Source organism: Streptomyces sp. NP160 (assembly GCF_006335115.1).
GTDB lineage: Bacteria > Actinomycetota > Actinomycetes > Actinomycetales > Quadrisphaeraceae > Quadrisphaera.
This window is the reverse complement of the sequence record NZ_VDMJ01000024.1, coordinates 125,517-145,284: the sequence shown is the minus strand read 5'-3', so window position 1 is coordinate 145,284 and position 19,768 is coordinate 125,517. Positions and strand designations below refer to the sequence as shown.

Below are 19,768 nucleotides of genomic sequence, written 5' to 3'. Positions count from 1 at the left end.
ACCGCCGATCCTACGGAGCCCCCCGCCACGCACTCGCGCACCCGAGTGCGCGATCAACACCCCACCGAGCCGCACTCGCGCACCCGAGTGCGACATCGGGGTGCCACGAAGCCGCACTCGGACACCCGAGTGCGGGAGGAGGGTGCGCCTCAGCCGGCGGCGAGCAGGCGCAGGACGACGTCGGCGACGGCGCGTGCGGTCCGGCCGTCGGTGGGGACCACGTGGTCGGCGACCTCGGCGTAGTGCTTCTCGCGCGCCGCCATGACCTCGCGCCAGCGCGCCTCGGCACCTGCAGCTCCCCCGGGCCCCCCGGAGAGCACGGGCCGGCTGCTGGTGTCGCCGAGCCTGTCGCGCACGTGCTCCCACGTGGCCGTCAGCAGCACCACGGGCGAGCGCAGCGCCACGAGGTCGGCCCGGGTGCCGTCGTCGAGCACGGAGCCGCCGCCCAGCGACACCACCCCGGTGTGCTCGGCGAGGGCGTCCACCACGGCGGCGCGCTCCAGCGCGCGGAACGCCGGCTCGCCCTCCTCGGCGAAGACCACGGACACCGGGCGGCCGGCCACGGCCTCGACGTCGGCGTCCGTGTCGCGCAGCTGCACGCCCAGGTCGGCGGCGAGCAGCGCGCCCACCGCGGACTTGCCGGACCCCATCGGGCCGACGAGGACGACCCTGGGGGCCACGCTCAGGCGTCCGGTGCGCTGCCGGCAGCGCTGCGGGCCCCGTCAGCGCCGTCGGCGCCGTCGATGTGGGTGCGCAGCAGCTCCGGGACGGCCTCGAGGTAGGCGCGGACGTTCCGCGCGGTCTCGGGCACCGAGTCACCGCCGAACTTCTCCAGCAGGGCGTCGGCGAGCACCAGCGCGACCATCGCCTCCGCGACGACGCCGGCGGCCGGCACGGCGCAGACGTCCGAGCGCTGGTGGTGCGCCTGGGTGGCCTCCCCGGTGGCCACGTCCACCGTGGCCAGCGCCCGTGGGACGGTGGCGATGGGCTTCATGGCGGCGCGCACCCGCAGCACCTCGCCCGTGGTCATGCCGCCCTCGGTGCCGCCGGCGCGGGCGGTGCGCCGCCGCATCACGCCGTCGGGGCCCAGCTCGATCTCGTCGTGGGCGGCGGAGCCGCGGCGGCGGGCGGTCTCGAAGCCGTCACCGACCTCGACGCCCTTGATGGCCTGGATGCCCATGAGCGCCTGCGCGAGGCGGCCGTCGATGCGGCGGTCCCAGTGGGTGTGGCTGCCCAAGCCCGGCGGCAGGCCGTAGGCGAGCACCTCGACCACGCCGCCGAGGGTGTCGCCCTCCTTGTGGCAGGCGTCGACCTCCTCGACCATGCGGGCGCTGGTGGCCGCGTGGTGGCAGCGCAGCGGGTCGGCGTCGAGGGCGGCGACGTCGTCGGGGTGCGGCAGCGGCGAGCCCTCGGGCACGGCCACCGGGCCCAGGGAGACGGTGTGGGAGACCAGGCGGATCCCGGCGGCCTGCTCGAGGAAGGCGGCGGCCACCGCGCCCAGGGCCACCCGGGTGGCGGTCTCGCGGGCGCTGGCGCGCTCGAGCACCGGGCGGGCCTCGCCGAACCCGTGCTTCTGCATGCCCACGAGGTCGGCGTGGCCCGGGCGCGGGCGCGTGAGGGCCGCGTTGCGGCCGGTGGTCTTCAGCAGCGAGGGGTCCACCGGGTCCGCGGCCATCACGGTGGACCACTTCGGCCACTCGGTGTTGCCGATCGTCACGGCGAATGGGCCGCCCTGCGTCACGCCGTGGCGCAGGCCGCCGAGCACGGTGACCTCGTCCTGCTCGAAGCTCATGCGCGCCCCGCGGCCGTAGCCGAGGCGGCGCCGCGCGAGGGCGGCGACGAGGACGTCGGTGGTCACGGAGACGCCCGAGGGCAGGCCCTCGAGCACCCCGACGAGGGCGGGGCCGTGGGACTCCCCCGCGGTCAGCCAGCGCAGCACGTGGCTGATCCTCCCACGGCCGCCGAGGACGACGACGACCCGTGGCCCCCGTCAGGCGCCGTCCCGCCCCGGGGCCCGCGGCGCGGGCACCCGGGGCCGGGGCGGCGTCAGGAGCAGGCGCTGCGCACGTCGGCGTCGCGGGAGACCTGGGTGGCCACCTGGCCGGAGGTCACGGCGGTGCCGGCGATGAGCTGGGCGCGCAGCGCCTCGGCGGTGCTCGCCGCGATGTCGAGGCGCCCGGCGAGGCGGGAGTCGCTGGTCAGCGAGACCGCGGTGCGGAGCACCGCGACGGGCGTGCGCAGGGCCAGCCCGGCGTCGACGGCCGCCGTGGCACCGTTCGCGCTGCCGGCGAGCAGCTGCTCGACCTGGTTCATCGGGTCGGTGACCGCAGAACAGACCTGGGACCTGGACAGCGCCGTCGGTGAAGGGGTGGGCGCGGGAGAGTCCCCCAGAACGCCCGTGGTGCCCGTCGCCCCCGTGCCCGTCCCACTCCGACCGACAGGGGTCACCGTCGAGCCCGTGCTCCCCAGAGCAGTACCGCCGGATGCGCCGCCGATCACGGGCTGAGTCCCTTGGCTGACTGCTGCCCCGTCCGCGCCCGTCCCGTCCGCGGGAGCCCCGCCCGAGGCCGGGTCGGGCATGCCGACCAGCGCGGCGAACGGGTCCCTCGGGTTGGGCGAGAACAGCGCGCCGGAGGCACCTCGCCCAGCATCGGTCCCCGCACTCGCGCTCGACACCGGGCTGGGGACAGCGGTGGGTCCGGCGCTCGGGGCTCCGGTGGCCGGTGCCGTCGCGACGGCGATGACCTCCTCGCCGGTCGAAGTGGACCCGGAGGTCAGGGCGAAGGCTGCGAGGGCCCCCACGGCCACGGCACCAGCAGCGACGGCCACGGCGATGACCGGGCTGACTCGCCGGCTGACCCGGGCCTCGGCGGGCAGCGAGATGGGCGTCAGAGCCGTCTCGGCCTCCACCGCGGTGCGAGGCGCAGGGACGGTGCTGACGGCGGTCGCCGTGAGCTCTGTGACGGTGGTGGCGAGCGCGCCGGTGCTCGCCTGCGAGCTCGGACGCCCGAAGGGCGCGAGGCCCTCGGGTGACGGACCCAGCAGCGCACCGGGGTCCCCGGACGAGGGTCCCGTCGACGCCCACAGCGTGACGGCCTCGTCCGCGTCGTGCGCCGGCTCCGCCCAGCGGTGGCTCGCTTCGGGGGCACCGTGGACCTGGCCGAAGTCCCCCGGGCCCGGCTCGGTGGCCGCGAAGGTGAAGACGGCGCCGAAGGGGTCGCTGGCGTCCGGCGCGGGGCCGGGGCCGCCGTCGGCGGTCGGACCGTGCGGGCTGGTGGTCATCGCTGCTCCTGGCTCTTCGGTCAGCTGGTCTGGACGGCGCCAGCGGGCGCCGCACCGGGAGGTGCCGCGGCACTCGGGGTCGAAGAGGCGGGTGCTGCGGGCGGCAGGACGAACGCGGTGCCCGTGATGGTCAGGCTCAACCCGGAGCTGCTGGCCTCGCCTGGCGCGAAGGACGTGCCTGTGAGGAGGACGAGCCGGTCCTGGTTCTGCACCACCTCCAGGAAGCGTTCCAGCCCCTCGTAGGTACCCGCGGCGGTCACCGACAGCGGGAGCTGCTGGAGCGCACCGGCACCGGTGGACGCCGTCGTGGCGGTGGTCGGGGCCGTCTCGGCGGTCGCGCCGTCACCCGGCAGGGCGTCGCCTCCCGCGGGGGTCGTGCTCGCGGCAGCAGCGGGGACGACCAGCGGCGACGGCGTCAAGCTGATCAGCTCGACCCCCGAGCCGGTGGCAGCCGACCTCAGCGCCCGCACGAGGGAGGGCAGCTCGGCGCCAGCGGGCAGTTGGCCTTCGACCGCAGCGAGCTCCGCCTGCCGCTCGGGCAGGGAGGCGAAGTCCTGCTTCAGCTGGGTGACCCGCGCGGACAGCACCGACTCGCTGGACTCGACCTGCTCGGTGGAGGCGCGCAGGTCGTCCACCGCGGTGCGCTGCGGTGCGATGACGAGCAGCCAGCCCGCCAGCAGGACGACGACCACGGCGCCAGCCCCGGCGGCGACCCACAGCCGCGGCTGCGGCAGGGCCCTCGGCGGAGCCGAGCTCACGGACAGCAGGGCGTTGGTGGTCACGTCAGCTCTCCTTCGCGTCGAAGCGGTGGGTGAGCGCGGCGTCGGTGACGGAGGCCGTGACCGTGAAGCTGATCACCGGTGCCGAGCCGGAGGCGTCGCTCGTCGACGTCGACAGGAACACGTCAGCGACACCGGGGACGGCCGCCAGCGCGTCGAGGTAGGCGGCGACGTCGTCGTAGCTCGTCGATCGGGCTGAGATGGTGACCGAGCCGACGCTCGAGGTTCCGGCTGTGCCGGTCCCGCCCGTGGTCGCGGGCGCTGCCGCGGAACCAGCGGCGGAGAGCGACGTCTGCACGCTGACCAGCCACGCCGTGGCGGGGAGCGCTCGGGTCAGCGAGTCGACGTAGGAGTACCAGGCGACGTCCTGCGCCATGGCCTGGGCCCTGGTGTCGCGAACGGTCTCGAGCTGCTTGAGGACCTGGGGGGCGGCGGCGTACTGCGCCTGCTCGGCCTGCAGGGCCGTGAGGCGCGCTGTCGCCTCGTCCAGCCGCTGCTGCTGGTGGGCGGTGCTGCCGAGCCCGAGGGCCCAGACGCACCCCACCAGGGCTGCGGCTCCGGCAGCGGCGAGGGCTGCGCCGCGCTGCGCGCGTCGGACCCGGCGGGCCACCACCACTTCGAGCGGCAGGAGGTTGACCCGCGGAGCGGACCAGTTGACCTGCACGGTTGAAGGCGGGGCCGGCTCGACGGCCTGCGCGGCGGACGGCGCGAAGGGCGTCGCGGTCATGATGCGGCTCCGAGAGCCAGGCCGACGGCCATGGTGGCCGAGTCGGGGTGCTCGTTCCCGAGGCGCCGGCCCGGCTGGATCCGGTGCGTCAGCGAACCCACCTCGACGGGGAGGCCGGTCATGGCGGACAGCTGCAGGTCCAGGCCGCCCTGGCGGGCGCCCCCGCCGGTGAGGACCACGCGGTCAGGACGGTGGCCGCTCGTCGCGGTGGCGTAGTCGATGGTGCTGCGCACCTCGTCGAGGAGCGTCTGCGACGCCGAGCGGACCGCATCCGCGGCTGATGGGTCCACCACCTCGCCCGTGTCGAGCTCCCGCTTGAGCCGCTCGGCCTCCGCCGTGCTCAGGCCCGCTCGCTCCGCGAGCGCACCGGTGATGTCGTCTCCCCCGCAGAGCAGGATGCGCACGAAGTGGGGGGCACCACCGGAGTGCACGACCACCTGGGTGACGGTGGAGCCGATGTCGACGATGGCCTCAGTGCCAGCGTCAGCGCCGGTGCCGGAGCCCACGGCGCGCAGCACCGCGAAAGCCGTCAGGTCGACCGCCTCCGGGAGCAGCTTCGCGCCGTGGACGGCGGAGACCAGTGGCAGGACGGTGTCGCGCCAGGCTGCGACCAGCAGCCCGCGCACCACGGCTCCGGGTCCTGTGCCACGGACCTCCAGTGGGTGGAAGTCCAAGACGGCGGCGTCGACGGGCATGGGCAGGACGTCCTGCACCTGGAACGGCAGTGCCTTCTTGAGATCGGCAGCCGGCATGTGCGGCATCTCCACCTCCCTGACGACCACTCGAGGGTTGGCGATGCCGACCGTGACGCGTCGGTGCGAGAAGCGCCCGGAGCGCCACAGCTCGACGAGGGCTGCTGAGACGGCGGCGGTGTCGACCACCTCGCCGTCGCGGACCGCGCTGGCGGGCAGGGGGGCTGTCGCGCACCGCTCGAGCACCACCCCGGCGGAGCCGAACGAGAGCTCGGCTGCGCGCACCGCCCCGGACCCGATGTCGAGCCCGATGGTCGTGCGACGGCTCACAGAAGCCCTCCTCGATAGGTGGTGCAGCGCTGCCCTGCAGCGCCATCACCTCCTGATCGGCCGATCCCCGGCGGACTTGAGCCTTCAGGCGGGAACGAGCCCGCTCACTTCGAGGTACCACGAGCCGATGTCGTGGCCGGCGACGAGGCCGAGCACGGCGGCGCCGAGCATGAAGGGGCCGAAGGGCAGGGTGCCGGTCCGATCGGTCCGTCGGACGGCGAGCAGGGCGGCGCCTGCCAGGCCGCCCAGGAGGAAGGCGGCGAAGCCTCCGACCACCAGGGCCGCCCACCCGGCGTACCCGAGGTAGGCGCCGAGCACCCCCGCCAGCTTGACGTCGCCGAAGCCCATGCCTCCCGGTCTGGCCACGGCCAGGGCGAAGTAGAGGAGCCACAGCAGCGCCCCCCCGCCCACGGCGCGCAGCAGTGCTGCTCCGTCGTGCTGGATGAGCGCCGCCAGGCCCAGCAGGATCGCGGCCGCTGCGTAGGAGGGCAGCACGATCGCGTCCGGCAGGCGCCGCACGTCCAGGTCGATGAGGGCGAGCGCCATGCCGGCGGCGACGAGGTACAGCAGGGCCGGCAGCAGCGGCAGCTGTCCACTGCGTGCGGCCCAGACCGCCGCCGCTGCGAACAGCACGCTCGTACCCACCTCGACCATGGGGTAGCGGATGCTGATCGGGCTCGCGCACGACCGGCACTGCGCCCGCAGCAGCAGCCACGACAGGACGGGGACGTTGTCGCGCGGCGCGACCGGCGCAGCGCACACCGGGCAAGCGCTCGAGGGGCGGACCACCGACAGGCCGCGGGGGACGCGCCAGACGACCACGTTGAGGAACGAGCCGACGGCCAGCCCCACGACACCTGCGAGGACCGCCAGGAGCGTCACGAGCGGGGCGTCCACTGCTGTCGCGGGCATGGCGAGTCAGCTCCCCGCGGGAGCGTCGACCACGGAGGACACCTGCCAGGGGGTCGCCACGGGCTTGATGAAGTACGGCGGCTGCAGTCCCGCGAAGCGCTTGTCGTAGACGTAGTTCTTGAGGTACCCGGTGGAGGCAGACGTGCCGGAACCGGTGCCGACCGGACCGCGGTACCTCTGGGCGAGAGCGCCGAGGATGTTGAGCTTGGTGTCGTCACCACCGGTCGACAGGGAGTGGCCCTCGTTGTAGTTCTGCACGAGGAAGCTGTGCTGGAGGGAGAGGATCCCTGCCTGGATCTGGTGCACCGGCGTGTACCCCGGAAGCTCGTTCCGGTTGCTGTCCAGCGGGTGGTAGACCCAGACGTAGTTCTTGGCGACGAGCCCGAGCACGTTCGTCCCCTGGCCGCCGTCCGCGTACGTCGTGTCGCCGACCACCACCACGTCGGCCTCGGCTGACAGCGTGACAGCCCCTCCGACGGACCCTGACACGAACGCCGTCCCGTTGCAGGGGTTGTAGTCGGTCGTGATCCCCCTGCTCACGTCCTCCCCTGGGGCCGGGTAGCCGACCCCCGTGCAGGATCCGCTGGTCCCCTTGACGTAGATGACGGGCGGGATCTGCAGGGCCGCGTCCGGGGACCCCGGCACCAGGCATCCCGGAGCGGCGTCGTAGGAGTTCGGAGAGTCGACGCGCATCGTTGATCCGGTGAAGGTGAACCTCGTGGCTCCCCGGTAGAGGCAGCCCCGGCGGTCGGTGTTCGGGTCCTCGTCGACCTTGGGCCTGACGTAGCGCAGCAGGTCGCCGTTGCCGAGCGGCAGCTTGGTGTCCGTGCTGGAGGCCCGGGGGGCGTAACCCGGCTGCGACGGCGTGCCCGAGCTGGGAGACCCTCCGCCCCAGAACAGGGGTCCCGTAGCGGGGTAGGAGCCGGACCAGACCGTGGTGTCCGGGTCCCCGAACGTGGGGTGACCCCCGAGCTTGAGCAGGTCGTTGCTGTGCAGCGGTCCCTTGACCAGGTCTCCGCTCGTGAACTGGATGTCGTTGGTCGTCGGGCAGACCTGTCCGATGACCGCCCCGGCGTCGCCGTCCCAGTCGGGCAGGGTCCCGACCTTCGCCCCGTTCGAGAGGTCGATGACGTCGGTGGCGTACTGGCCGGCCTTGTAGGTGGTGGACTGGCGGCCCTGCCACGTGTAGCGGGAGCACAGCGCCCCCAACGTCGCTGCCGTGGCGCGGAAGCCGAAGTAGCTGCCGTCCCTCTCGACGGACCAGCGGCCGTTCGAGGTGACCCACGACGTCGGTCCCCACAGTGACGGATCACGCGCCTCGACGTCGCTGAAGTAGATGTAGCTCAGGAAGCCCTTGACCTTCAACGAGGCGATGAGGGTCCGGGTCGTGCGCTGCCCGCTCGGCTGCACGGCCGTCCCGACGACCTTGAGCTGGATCACGCCGCTGGCAGCGATGTCGGCACTGGAGTTGAGCAGGGCGTACTTGTACCGCGCGCCCGTGGTCGTGCCAGGCAGCAGGCGGCCGGGGGCGGCGGTGAGGCCGTCGGGCGTGCTCAGGGCGGCGTTGGAGGCGTCCTGACCGCCCTTGGTCCAGTAGCCGTCGTCGACGGTGAGCCGCGAGACGTACTCGTCGATGCCGGCCTGGGCCGCTGCGAGGGCCGCGGAGGAGTCCTGGGCAGCGCGAGCTCGCGGTGTCGAGCCCACCACCAGGAACAGCGCTGTCAGAGCCAGCGCGGTGACGACGGCCATGGTGAATACCACGGTCACGAGCGCGATGCCGTCGTCTCCGCCGACGCTGCCGTGCTCGCCGACGACGCCGGCTCGGCGGCCCGTGCGCTGGAAGATGGTTGGACGTCGCATCAGCCTGCCTGACTCGCGAGGACGTTGACGAGGGTGACGCGGTCGGTGACGCGGGTGGGTGCCACGTCACTGGCCGTCGGGGACTGCACGGTCAGGACGAAGCCGACGCTCACGATGGCCTTCGCCTGGCTCGCTGAGACCGGCTTCGTGGAGTCGAGCTGGCTCGATGCGGCCCCCTCGGCGATGACGCCCGAGGTGAAGTAGGAGAAGACGGGCGCCTGAGTGGTCGCGGCGAGGCACTTGGTGGTCCCGGGACCGGGCCACGTGTAAGGCGTCGCAGCTGCGTCGGGTCCGGTGTTGACCACGGCCGGTGTCCGGGTCTCGGTGATGCAGCCCGTGCCGGCGTCGTGGGCGAAGGTGATCAGGGACGGCGCCTGCAGGACCGCCCGGACCAGCGGCGCGGTCGAGGGACCGCTCGTGGTGGATGTCACGGGGGTGCGCTGCACGTTGGCGAAGAAGCTCACCGAGTCCGCCGCAGCGCTGACGAAGGGGGTGCGGACCGCGGCCTCGCTCGAGGGGCCGGTGGGTGCCCCCTGGGGCGGGACCACTGCGACGCGCAGGCTGCGGCTCATCGCTTCCGCTGCGGTCCTGGCATCCGCCTGCGTGTTCGTGAGCACCTGGGTCTCGCGCACGCTGCGGGTGGCGCTGACGAAGACAGCACCCACCGCAGCGAGGACGACGGTCGTGAGGGCCATGACCACGAGCAGCTCCACGAGGGTCGTCCCCTCGTCGCCGCCGCGTCCGCCGCAGCGACGGGCCGCGCCGCCGGCGCTCACGGAGCCACCACGACGGGCGTGGCGACCCTCGCGCTCGACGTGAGGGTCACCACCGGGTCGGTGGTCCGCGGGGACGTCGGGTCCGCCGTGATGCGCCAGGTGCCCAGCGGCAAGGCGCTCTTCAGGGGTGCGCCGGAAGAGGTGCCGAGGGCGTAGGTCTCCCCTCCCTGGCAGGCCGTCCCCACGCCCCCGCCCGACTCCCTGTCGTGGACTGCGTACAGCGCGGTGCCGGGGGTCGTCGCGGAGGCCGTGACGCCTCCGAGCGGGATGGTGGCGGTGGTACCGCTCCCTCCGAGGGCGGTGGCGTCGAAGGACGCCGGCGACGTCCCAGCAGCGTCCGAGCACGTCCCCGCCCACAGCGCGTAGGTGTCCGGGAAGACGTGCTGCAGCTCTCCGGGCACGCCGGTGGCGCAGGTGCGCACGGGCGAGCCGCCGCAGGCCGGGGCCGTGGTGTCACTGACGTAGCTGTCGCGGAAGACGACGGGCACACCGGCCGGCACGGCGTATCCGGCCGGCGGCGCCAGGACGAAGCGCTGCGAGCGCTCGACGTCCTGGTACAGGGACCCGCGGGCGACGCGCCCCGACTCCACTGAGAGGCCGGGGGTGCTCATCGCCTGGTACCCGGTCGAGGTGACCCGGCCCGGCTGGTCGGTGGTCGCGGTGTACGTACCGGGCGCCAGCCCGGTGAAGACCGCGCAACCGTCGGTGCCGGTGGTCCGGGTCTGGCCGCCGGGGCTCAACGACACGACGCTGCCCCGCGTGGGGTTGGCATTGGCCCCCTGGACCTTGACCGCCACCGTGCCCGTCGCGGTGTCGAGCCCGTCCCGGCCGATTCCCAGCGCCCTCAGGGTGCTGGCGGTGACGGGCTGAGTGGTTCCCATGGCCGGCCACGTGACCTCGACGGTGACGAGCTTGTAGGCCAGCGCGTCCCCCGAACCGGTGCACACCGAGCTGGACGAGTCTGCGGTGACGTAGCTGGCGGTCTGTGCGACGGAGTAGACGGTGCCGCCGACGCGCTGGGTGCGGGAGCTGAGGCCGTCGACGATGTCGACGGTCCGCTGGGAGCGAGCCTGCTCGACCTGAGCCGAAGCGAGGTCGGCGGCCACCGTGCGGCGGTTGTTGTCACCCGTGGTGCGCAGCGCCCCGGTGAGGACGGTGAAGACGGACCCCGCGAGGACGGTGAAGACGGCCATGGCGACCACGACCTCGAGCATCGTGTAGCCGTCGTCTCGGACAGGGATGTCCGAGCTCGTCGCACTGCCTCTCATCACCTCTTCACCTCCGATCTCGAGTCGTCGACGGGTCACGGGGCGAGTCGCCACCACAGCTGCGACCGGCCACCGGGGCGGATCGCTCCGGTGGCCGGTCCACTGGGTCGGATCAGGCCGCAGTGCAGGGGTTGGGGACCGAAGAGACGGTGGCCAGCCCGGTGGAGGTCGCCTTGATGTAGCCGTCGGCAGTGGTGCCCGTGCCGACGATCACGCAGTAGGTGCCTCCGACAGCGGCGTTGCTGACGGCGTCGACGGTGTTGTTGGGGCTCAGCTTGCCCTGAGCCACGACGTTGTTGCCGCTGTCCTTGATGGTGAAGGTGCCGTTGGCGCCGGCACCGGCAGTACCGGTGACCGTGAGGGCGGACGTTCCGTCGACGTAGTAGGAGGCGATCTCCTTCGAGATGGCGGCGGCGTCCGCCTTCGCCGATGTCACGCGGGCCTTGGCGCGCTGGGACAGGAAGACCGGCACCGCGATGGCCGCGAGGATGCCGATGATGATCATGACGACGAGGAGCTCGATCAGGGTGAAGCCCTGGTCCTTCTCCTCCATGGACTTGCGGATGCGAGCCATCATGGCTGGCTCCCCCTTCTCGAAGTTCCAGGCCAGCGACTCCCGCGGGCCCCCCGTGCACTTCCGGTATCGACGGCCCAGGAGCACTCTTGACGTCCGAAACGGGGGCTCACCCGGACGGCGCAGGGCGCCCACCACGCACGGTGAGCGCCTGTCGGAGTCGATTACCGAGAGTCAGTTGATGAGCGTGAACACCGAGAAGATCGGCATGTAGAGGGCGATGATCATCGCGCCGATGACGCTGCCGAGCGCCGCGATCATGAGCGGCTCGATGAGGCTCGTGAGCGCGTCCGCGGTCGCCTCGACCTCCTGGTCGTAGAACTGCGAGACCTTTTCGAGCATCGTGTCGAGGGCTCCGGTGTCCTCGCCGACGGCGAGCATCTGGGAGACCATCGGCGGGAACACCTTGTGGCTCGCCAGCGGGCCGGCCATGGAGTCGCCTCGGCGGACGCTCTCCTTGAGGTCCTCGGCCGCCCGCTCCAGCACGACGTTCCCCGACGTGGAGCCGACGATCTCCAGGCTCTGCAGGATGGGCACGCCGGAGCGCATCATCATCCCCAGGTTCCGGGTGAACCGGGACAGCGCGATCTTGGCGAACAACGGCCCGAAGACCGGGAGGCGGAGCTTCAGGGGGTCGACGACGCTCCTGAGCCGGGGGTGGTGCTTGAAGCGCCCCCACAGCGCTGCGAGGACGATGACGGCGACGGCGATTCCTGGCCCCGTGAAGCGCAGCCCGTCGGAGAGGACGACGAGGATCCTCGTCGGCAAGGGCAGCTGCCCTCCGAGTGAGGAGAACATGCCGGCGAAGATCGGCACGATGAACAGCAGCATGCCGATCACGGCGACGATCGCGATGACGAAGACGACCACGGGGTAGGTCATGGCCGACTTGATCTTCGCCCGCAGCTTGACCTCGGCCTCGAAGTTGTCGGCGACCTGCAGCAGCACCGCCTCGAGGAAGCCCCCGACCTCACCGGCTCGCGTCATGTTGATCATCAGGGGCGGGAAGACCCTCGGGTGCTTGGCCATCGCCACGGACAGCGATGAGCCGCCCTGCACGTCGCCTGAGACCGTGCCCAGCACCCTCGCCAGCGCCTTGTTGTGCGTCTGGTCGGCGAGGATCGTCAGCGCCCGCAGGAGGGACAGGCCCGAGCTGATCATCGTGGCGAACTGGCGCGCCATGACCGCGAGGTCCTTCAGGCCCACCCGGTCGCTGCCGGGCAGGGTGATCTCGCGGTTCAGGCCGACACCTGCAGGCTTGACCGACAGGGGTGCGTGACCCTGGGCCCGCAGCCGGCTGATGAGCGCCGCCTCGTCGGCCGCCTCGAGCTTGCCGGTGACGAGCTTGCCGCTCGCATCGCGGACCTTGTACTCGTAGAGGGTGGAGGTGGCCATCAGAATCCGCCCACCAGGCGGGCGAAGTCCTCGGGGCTGTGCGCCTTGTCCGCGGCCTCGCCGCGGGTGACGCGCCCGCGACGCACGAGGTCGGCGAGGTGCTGGTCCATGGTGTGCATGCCGTGGGCGGCGCCTGCCTGCATCGCCGAGTAGATCTGGTGGGTCTTGCCCTCGCGGATGAGGTTCCGGATGGCGGGGGTCGCCATCATCACCTCGGTGGCCACGGCACGGCCCTTGCCGTCGGCGGTCTTGCACAGCGTCTGGCAGACCACGCCCTGGATCGCGCCGGCCAGCTGGGCGCGGACCTGCTCCTGCTGCTCGGCGGGGAAGACGTCGACGACGCGGTCGATGGTCTGCGCGGCGTCCTGCGTGTGCAGGGTCGCGAACACCAGGTGGCCGGTCTCGGCGGCCGTCAGGGCCACGGAGATGGTCTCCAGGTCGCGCAGCTCGCCGACGAGGATGATGTCGGGGTCCTGGCGCAGCACGTGCTTGAGGGCCGTGGCGAAGGAGTGCGTGTCCTCTCCCACCTCGCGCTGGTTGACCAGGCACTTCTTGTGGCGGTGGAGGAACTCGATGGGGTCCTCGACCGTCATGATGTGGTCGCTTCGGGTGGAGTTGGCCAGGTCCACCAGCGCCGCGAGGGTCGTCGACTTGCCCGAGCCGGTGGGACCGGTGACCAGCACCAGGCCGCGCGGCAGGGTGGCGAAGTGCGCCACAGACGGGGGCACACCGAGCTGGTCCAGCGGCTTGATCTCGGCAGGGATCACGCGGAAGGCCGCACCGAGGGACTCGCGCTGGCGGTAGACGTTGACGCGGAAGCGGCCCCGGCCCGGCAGCGAGTGGGCGAAGTCGAGCTCCAACTCCTCCTCGAAGCGGGCGCGCTGCTTCTGCGTGAGCATCCCGAAGAGGCTGCGCTGCAGCACTCCGCCGCTCAGCACCTCGAAGCCCTCCAGCGGGCGGAGGTTGCCGTGCACGCGCACGGTGGGCGGCGCGCCGGCGGTCAGGTGCAGGTCGGAGGCACCGGTCGCGAGCATGGCGTGGAGCACGCCGGCGATGTCGAGGGTCGCACCGTCCTCTGCGCCGCCGACGCCGGAGCGCACGGTGCGCGCCTCCTCACGCTCCGGCGGGGCCGACTGCGCGGGCACCGCTGAGCCGTACCCGTGGCCGGTGGCCGGGGCCGCCGGGCCCACCGCCGGGAGCAGCGGGTCGTCCTCGAGCAGCGACGACGGCTGCCATGACGGCGCAGCCGCTGAGGACACCGGGACAGCGGGGGCCGCCACGCTCGCGGCCGCAGCACCGCTGGCGCCGCTCCAGGTCACCCCGAGGTCCTCGTCCGCCCCGCCGCTCCAGCTGCTCACGCGGTCCTCCTAATCGAGCACTGAGGGCGCAGCCCTCCCGTCCTGCGTCCCATCGGCGCCAGAGCAGGCTGGCTTGAGCGCTCGGGGGCGCGAGGAACGGCCGACGCAGCAGCCGGAGCGGAAGGTGCGTCAGCGGCTGACGAGGTGGGTGGCGGGGGCGCCCTCGTCGTCGGCAGCGGCCATCGCCGCCGCGCCCGCTGCGCGCATGACCTCCAGCGGGGCGGTGCACCCGGTCATGAGCTCCACCTGCCGCTCGGCCTGGTGCACGAGCATCGAGAAGCCGCCGACGACGGCGCCGCCGGCCGCGGCCCACGCCCGCGCCAGGGCCGTCGGCCACGGGGCGTAGACGACGTCGAGCAGTGCCCCGCCGGGCGCAGGGACGCCGGAGGCGGTCTCGGCGAGGGCGGCGGCGACGGCGTCCGCGGCTCCGGCTGGAGCGGTCGAGACCACCGCGTCGCACTCCGCGAGCAGCCCGGCCGCCTCCGCCGGGTCCCCCCAGGGCCGCAGGACCACGCCGACCCCGAGCCGCGCCCCCACACCCACCAGCGTCCGCGCTCGCTCCACGGAGCGGACCAGCACCACGGGCTCGTCCACCCCCAGCTGGGCCAGGGCGGCCAGCGCCGAGGCGGCGGTCGCCCCGCCGCCGAGCACCACGGCGGTGCTCGCCCGCCGCACGCCCACCTCGGCGAGGGCGGCGACGACGCCGTGCACGTCGGTGTTCTCCCCGCGCCAGGTGCCGGGCCGGCCCGGCACCGGCAGCAGCGTGTTCACCGCGCCCACCGCCAGCGCCAGGTCGGAGGTCTGCGACAGCAGCGGGAGCACCGCCTGCTTCAGCGGCATGGTCAGCGAGACGCCCGCCCACCCCTCGTCGAGGGCGGCGACGGCGGCGGGCAGCGCCGCGGCGTCGACCTCGCGCCGGCCGTAGCTCCAGTCGAGCCCGAGGGCCCGGTAGGCGGCTCGGTGCAGCGCCGGTGAGAGGGAGTGGGCGATCGGCGAGCCCCAGACGGCGGCCTCCACGCTCAGCCCTGCTGCGGGTTGGCGCGCAGCCACGCCTGGAACTCGGCCACGTTCCGCTGGTGCTCGGCGTAGGTGGCGGCGAACTTCGTCTCCCCCGTGCTGGGGTCGGTCACCACGAAGTACAGCCAGTCGCCCTGGGCGGGGTTCAGCGCGGCGCGCATGGCGTCCTCACCGGGCGAGGCGATCGGCCCCGGCGGGAGGCCCGGGTGGAGGTAGGTGTTGTACGGGGAGGGGTTCTGGCGGTCCTCGGGGGTGGTCGTCAGCCCGGTCTTGCCGGTCGCGTAGTTGACCGTGGTGTCGAACTGCAGCGCCTGGCCGGCGGCGACGCGGTTCTCGATGACGCGCGCCACCTTGGCCATGTCCTCGGGGTTGGCCCCCTCCTTCTGCACCAGGCTGGCCTCGGTCATGAGGCGGTGCCGCTCGGCCGGGTCCGCCGGGAAGCCGACGTCGTCCATGGCCCTCTCGGTGCGCTGCACCATCTCCTGCAGCTGCTGCAGCGCGCTGGTGCCGGGGTCGAAGTCGTAGGTGGCCGGGAACAGGTAGCCCTCCACCGCACCGCCGGCGTCAGCCGGGAGGCCGAGCTGCGGGTCACCGGCCGCGGCCTCGTAGTCGGAGACGGGCAGCTCGGTGGCCTCGGAGAGGCGCTGGTAGATCTGCGCAGCCGTGTAGCCCTCCGGCACCTGCACCTTGAAGGAGCTGCGCGAGGACGGGTCGAGCAGGAGGGCCAGGGCCGACGCCCCGGACATCTCCTTCTTGAGCTGGTAGGTGCCGGGCTGGATGCTCGCCGCCTTGGGGTCCTCCGCGGCTGCGGAGACGAAGGCGCCGGGCGTCTTCACCACGCCCGCCTCCGCGAGCACCGAGCCGATGGTGCGGCCGGACGCCCCCTCGGGGATCTGCACGGTCACGGCGCCGGAGCCGCTGCCCTCGAAGTCGCCGCTGTCGGTGATGCTGGCCACCAGCCCCTTGACCTGGCCGCCGACCAGCACCGCGGACGCCCCGAAGAGCACCGCGCAGACGGCGAGCACCACGAGCGTGATGGTGCGGCGCCGCTTGCGACGCCGCTCGCGGTCACCCTTCTCGGCCTGGCGCTGCGACGACCGCGAGCCCCGGTCCGCCCCGCCCCCGGAGGACGAGCGGGACTCCGGGGTCCCCGGCAGGTCCTCCAGCGACAAGCCAGCCATCGACGCGCACAGCCCCTTCCTCCCGCCCCCGGCCTCAGCCCGGCGCGGGCCCGGGATCGACGGTCGACCCCGGTGGCCGGCCCGTGGCGCGCTCCGCGTCCAGGGCCGTCTGCAGGATGAGCACCGCCGCGACCTGGTCGACCACCTCTCGGTGGCGACGGCCGGACCGCCCGGAGGCTGTCAGCGCCTGGTGGGCGCTGACCGTGCTCAACCGCTCGTCCACGAGCCGCACCGGCACCGGCGCAGCCCTGCCTGCAAGGTCAGCAGCGTAGTCACGCACGGCCGCGGCCGCTGGACCTTCGCGCCCCGAGAGGGAGACCGGCAGGCCGACGACGACCTCGAGCACGTCCCTCTCAGCGATCTCCGACACGATGCGTCGCAGGTCAGAGCCCTCCGTGCGGTCCCGCCGCAGGGTCTCGACCGGTGCGGCGATGAGGCCGCTCGGGTCGCTCGCGGCGAGCCCGACGCGCACCGACCCGACGTCCACGCCGAGCCGGACCCCTCGCCTCACGCGCCCTCCACCGCCTCAGGCCCCCGCGGCGCCCGCGGTCGACGCCACGGAGGCGCGGACGGCGTCGAGCGCGGCGGGCAGCGCCGCCGCGTCCGTGCCGCCGCCCTGGGCGACGTCGTCCTTGCCGCCACCGCCACCGCCGAGGGCGGTGGCGGCCACGCGGACCAGGGACCCGGCCTTGAGGCCGGCGGCGCGGGCCGCGGGGCTGGTGGCGATGACGACGACGGGTCGGCCCTTGGCCACGCCGCCCACGGCGACCACGGCGGCGGACTCGCCGAGGCGGCCGCGCACGTCGAGGGCCAGGGTGCGCAGGTCGTCGGCCGAGGCCACCTCGCCGGCGCTCGTGGCGACCAGACGGATGCCGTCCGCGGTGCTGCCACCAGCACCGGTGAGCACCTCGGCGCCCGCGGCGAGCGCACCGGCCCCCGCCAGCACCTCCTTGGCGCGGGCCGCGGCGATGGTGCGGTCGGCCTCCTTGAGCTGGTCGAGCAGCGCGGAGATGCGGTCGGGCAGCTCCTCGGAGCGCACCTTGAGCAGCCCGGTGAGCTGGCTCACCAGGGCGGACTCCCGGGCCAGGTGCGCGTGCGCGTCGGGGCCGACGAGCGCCTCGACGCGGCGGGTGCCCGACCCGATGGACTGCTCCCCGAGCAGCGCGACCACGCCCAGCTGCCCGGTGCGCTCCACGTGCGTGCCGCCGCACAGCTCCTTCGACCACTCGCCGATGCCGACCATGCGGACGCGGTCGCCGTACTTGTCGCCGAAGAAGGCCAGCGCCCCGGCGCGGCGCGCGGAGTCGGGGTCGGTGACGGTGGTGGTCACCGGCAGGTCGTCGGCGAGGAAGGTGTTCACCTCGGCCTCGACGTCCGCCAACTGGGCCGGTGACGGCGCGGCGAGGGCGGTGTAGTCGAAGCGCAGGCGGCCGGGGGCGTTCTCCGACCCGGCCTGCCGGGTCCCGTCCGGGCCGAGGGAGTCGCGCAGGCCCTGGTGCACGAGGTGGGTGGCGGTGTGGGCGCGAGCGATCGCGAGGCGGCGTCCCGCGTCGACCACGGCCTCCACCGGGTCGCCGACGGCGACCTCGCCCGACACCACGGTCGCGTGGTGGACGTTCAACCCCGGGATGGGCCGCTGGACGTCGCGCACGTCGACGACGGCGCGCACGCCCGCGGGGCCGTTCACCGTCAGGCGCCCGTGGTCGGCCAGCTGGCCGCCGCTCTCCGCGTAGAAGGGGGTCCTGTCGAGGACCAGCTCGACGTCGTCGCCGGCCAGCGCCACGGGGACGCTCGCGCCGTCGCGCAGCAGCCCCACCACGCGGCCCTCCGCCGAGAGGACCTCGTACCCGAGGAAGTCGACGTCGCGGCCGAGCTCGTCGGCCACCTGGCGGTAGCCGGCCGTGTCGGTGCGCCCGGCGCGCTTCGCGCGGGCGTCCTCGCGGGCGCGGGTGCGCTGCTCGGTCATGAGGCGCCGGAACCCGTCGGCGTCCACCGAGACGCCCTGCTCGGCCGCCATCTCGAGGGTGAGGTCGATGGGGAAGCCGAAGGTGTCGTGCAGCTCGAAGGCGCGCTCCCCCGAGAGCACCGGGGCGCTGCCGCCGGCGGCGGAGGCCTTCTTGGCCGCCGCCACCGCGGTGTCGAGGATGGTGGTGCCCGAGACGAGCGTGCGCCGGAAGGCCTCCTCCTCGGCGTAGGCCACCGCGCTGATCCGCCCGAAGCCCTCGCGCAGCTCCGGGTAGGCAGGGGCCATGGCCTCCAGGGAGACCGGCAGCAGCTCCGGCAGCGTCGGGGCGTCCACGCCGAGCAGGCGCATCGCGCGGACCGCGCGGCGCACCAGGCGGCGCAGCACGTAGCCGCCGCCCTCGTTGCCCGGGGTGACGCCGTCGCCGATGAGCATCAGGGAGGCGCGCACGTGGTCGGCCACGACGCGCAGGCGCACGTCGGCGTCGCGGTCGGCGCCGTAGCGGACGCCCGCCAGCTGGGCCGCGTGCCGCAGCACGGGCGCGACCTGGTCGATCTCGTACATGTTGTCGACGCCCTGCAGCAGCAGCGCGGCGCGCTCCAGGCCCATGCCGGTGTCGATGTTCTTCTTGGGCAGCTCGTGGAGGATCGGGAAGTCCTTGCCCTGGCCCTCCCCGCGCTGGAACTGCATGAAGACGAGGTTCCAGATCTCCAGGTAACGGTCACCGGCCGGGTCGTTGGCCGGGCCGCCGTCCGGGCCGTAGGCCGGGCCGCGGTCGACGTAGATCTCCGAGCACGGTCCCGCGGGGCCCGGCTGCCCGGTGGACCAGTAGTTGTCCTCCATGCCCAGGCGCTGGACGCGCTCCTCCGGCAGCCCGGCGACGCGGCGCCAGAGGCCGTGCGCCTCGTCGTCGTCGGTGTAGACCGTGGCCCAGATCTTGTCGGGGTCGAAGCCGTAGCCGCCCTGGTCCACCGGGGTGGTGACGAGCTCCCACGCGTAGGAGATCGCCCCCTCCTTGAAGTAGTCCCCGAAGGAGAAGTTGCCGTTCATCTGGAAGAACGTGCCGTGGCGCGTGGTCTTGCCGACCTCGTCGATGTCGAGGGTGCGCACGCACTTCTGCACGCTGGTGGCGCGCGGGAAGGGCGGCGTCTGCTGGCCCGTGAGGTAGGGGATGAAGGGCACCATCCCGGCCACCGTGAACAGCAGCGTCGGGTCGGGGCTGATCAGCGAGGCGCTCGGCACGACCGTGTGGCCGCGCGCCTCGAAGAAGTCGAGCCAGCGCCGGCGGATCTCGGCGGTCTCCACGGGGGTCCCCTCCTGGGGTGGTGTCGAAGAGGTCTGGGGGGTCCGGGCGCGGTGCGGCCCGGCAGCCGGTCGGCGTCAGCCGGCGTGCTGGCCGCGCCGGGGCGCGGTGGGGTTCTCGAGCAGGTCGCGGGCGGTCGCCTCGTCGATGGTGCCGGTGTCGACGCCGAGGGCGATCCGCAGCTCCTCCTCGCGCTCGGCGGCGCCGGAGCGCACGTCGGCGGCGAAGTCGCGCAGGCCGTCGGCCAGGCCGGACCAGCCGCCCTCGGAGGTGCTGACCGTCCGGACGGCCTGCACGGCGCCCACGGCAGCGGCCACCACGCCGAGGCCCACCAGCACGAGCTTGCCCACG

At 73.7% G+C, this 19,768-nt stretch carries 17 protein-coding genes and 1 pseudogene; all 18 read right to left on the bottom strand.

Annotated features, from left to right (window positions below; translation table 11 throughout):
- Positions 1 to 149: 149 nt before the first annotated feature.
- The 18 genes and pseudogenes from FHN55_RS13325 to FHN55_RS13240 all read right to left on the bottom strand — a co-directional run bounded on the left by FHN55_RS13325 (position 150) and on the right by FHN55_RS13240 (position 19,767).
- Complete coding sequence (locus tag FHN55_RS13325) at positions 150 to 686, bottom strand: shikimate kinase (protein WP_139712786.1); 537 nt, start codon at positions 684 to 686, stop codon at positions 150 to 152.
- 86 nt (positions 687 to 772) lie between these two features.
- Positions 773 to 1,936 (bottom strand): annotated as a pseudogene (gene aroC, locus FHN55_RS13320) (chorismate synthase); the annotation flags it as partial.
- Positions 1,937 to 2,046: 110 nt separating this feature from the next.
- Positions 2,047 to 3,282, bottom strand: a complete 1,236-nt coding sequence (locus tag FHN55_RS13315) for a hypothetical protein (protein ID WP_139712784.1) — start codon at positions 3,280 to 3,282, stop codon at positions 2,047 to 2,049.
- Positions 3,283 to 3,302: 20 nt separating this feature from the next.
- Positions 3,303 to 4,064, bottom strand: coding sequence for a type 4a pilus biogenesis protein PilO (locus tag FHN55_RS13310; RefSeq protein WP_139712783.1), 762 nt, complete (start codon positions 4,062 to 4,064; stop codon positions 3,303 to 3,305).
- 1 nt (position 4,065) lies between these two features.
- A complete protein-coding gene (locus tag FHN55_RS13305; RefSeq protein ID WP_139712782.1) occupies positions 4,066 to 4,788 on the bottom strand; it encodes a PilN domain-containing protein in 723 nt (240 codons plus the stop codon).
- Positions 4,785 to 5,810 (bottom strand): type IV pilus assembly protein PilM, encoded by a 1,026-nt coding sequence (pilM, locus tag FHN55_RS13300; protein ID WP_180357821.1) that lies wholly within the window; start codon positions 5,808 to 5,810, stop codon positions 4,785 to 4,787. Before pilM ends, FHN55_RS13305 begins: the two co-directional genes overlap by 4 nt.
- An 84-nt stretch (positions 5,811 to 5,894) precedes the next feature.
- Positions 5,895 to 6,722, bottom strand: a complete 828-nt coding sequence (locus FHN55_RS13295; protein WP_139712780.1) for an A24 family peptidase — start codon at positions 6,720 to 6,722, stop codon at positions 5,895 to 5,897.
- Positions 6,723 to 6,728: 6 nt separating this feature from the next.
- Positions 6,729 to 8,582: a hypothetical protein gene (locus tag FHN55_RS13290; RefSeq protein WP_139712779.1), complete on the bottom strand. Its 1,854-nt coding sequence runs from the start codon at positions 8,580 to 8,582 to the stop codon at positions 6,729 to 6,731.
- Positions 8,582 to 9,358 carry a PilW family protein gene (locus FHN55_RS13285; protein ID WP_139712778.1) on the bottom strand — a complete coding sequence of 259 codons (777 nt, stop codon included), beginning with the start codon at positions 9,356 to 9,358 and terminating at the stop codon, positions 8,582 to 8,584. The genes FHN55_RS13290 and FHN55_RS13285 overlap by 1 nt, the downstream gene beginning before the upstream one ends.
- Positions 9,355 to 10,626 (bottom strand): prepilin-type N-terminal cleavage/methylation domain-containing protein, encoded by a 1,272-nt coding sequence (locus FHN55_RS13280; protein ID WP_139712777.1) that lies wholly within the window; start codon positions 10,624 to 10,626, stop codon positions 9,355 to 9,357. The genes FHN55_RS13285 and FHN55_RS13280 overlap by 4 nt, the downstream gene beginning before the upstream one ends.
- 112 nt (positions 10,627 to 10,738) lie before the next feature.
- Positions 10,739 to 11,203, bottom strand: a complete 465-nt coding sequence (locus FHN55_RS13275; RefSeq protein ID WP_139712776.1) for a prepilin-type N-terminal cleavage/methylation domain-containing protein — start codon at positions 11,201 to 11,203, stop codon at positions 10,739 to 10,741.
- A gap of 171 nt (positions 11,204 to 11,374) precedes the next feature.
- The gene (locus tag FHN55_RS13270) at positions 11,375 to 12,595 is read right to left on the bottom strand and encodes a type II secretion system F family protein (RefSeq protein ID WP_139712775.1); all 1,221 of its coding nucleotides are present in this window, start codon (positions 12,593 to 12,595) and stop codon (positions 11,375 to 11,377) included.
- Complete coding sequence (locus FHN55_RS13265; protein WP_139712774.1) at positions 12,595 to 13,953, bottom strand: type IV pilus twitching motility protein PilT; 1,359 nt, start codon at positions 13,951 to 13,953, stop codon at positions 12,595 to 12,597. The genes FHN55_RS13270 and FHN55_RS13265 overlap by 1 nt, the downstream gene beginning before the upstream one ends.
- Before the next feature lie 129 nt (positions 13,954 to 14,082).
- Positions 14,083 to 14,976 (bottom strand): shikimate dehydrogenase, encoded by an 894-nt coding sequence (locus tag FHN55_RS13260; protein ID WP_373995736.1) that lies wholly within the window; start codon positions 14,974 to 14,976, stop codon positions 14,083 to 14,085.
- On the bottom strand, positions 14,973 to 16,151 hold the full coding sequence (mltG, locus tag FHN55_RS13255) for an endolytic transglycosylase MltG (RefSeq protein ID WP_218974638.1): 1,179 nt from the start codon (positions 16,149 to 16,151) through the stop codon (positions 14,973 to 14,975). The genes FHN55_RS13260 and mltG overlap by 4 nt, the downstream gene beginning before the upstream one ends.
- 34 nt (positions 16,152 to 16,185) lie before the next feature.
- Positions 16,186 to 16,662, bottom strand: a complete 477-nt coding sequence (gene ruvX / locus FHN55_RS13250) for a Holliday junction resolvase RuvX (RefSeq protein WP_139712772.1) — start codon at positions 16,660 to 16,662, stop codon at positions 16,186 to 16,188.
- Positions 16,663 to 16,677: 15 nt separating this feature from the next.
- Entirely contained in the window at positions 16,678 to 19,419 is a 2,742-nt protein-coding gene (gene alaS, locus FHN55_RS13245) for an alanine--tRNA ligase (RefSeq protein WP_139712771.1), read from the bottom strand.
- A 75-nt stretch (positions 19,420 to 19,494) separates the two neighbouring features.
- A complete protein-coding gene (locus FHN55_RS13240; protein WP_180357820.1) occupies positions 19,495 to 19,767 on the bottom strand; it encodes a hypothetical protein in 273 nt (90 codons plus the stop codon).
- Position 19,768: the final 1 nt, after the last annotated feature.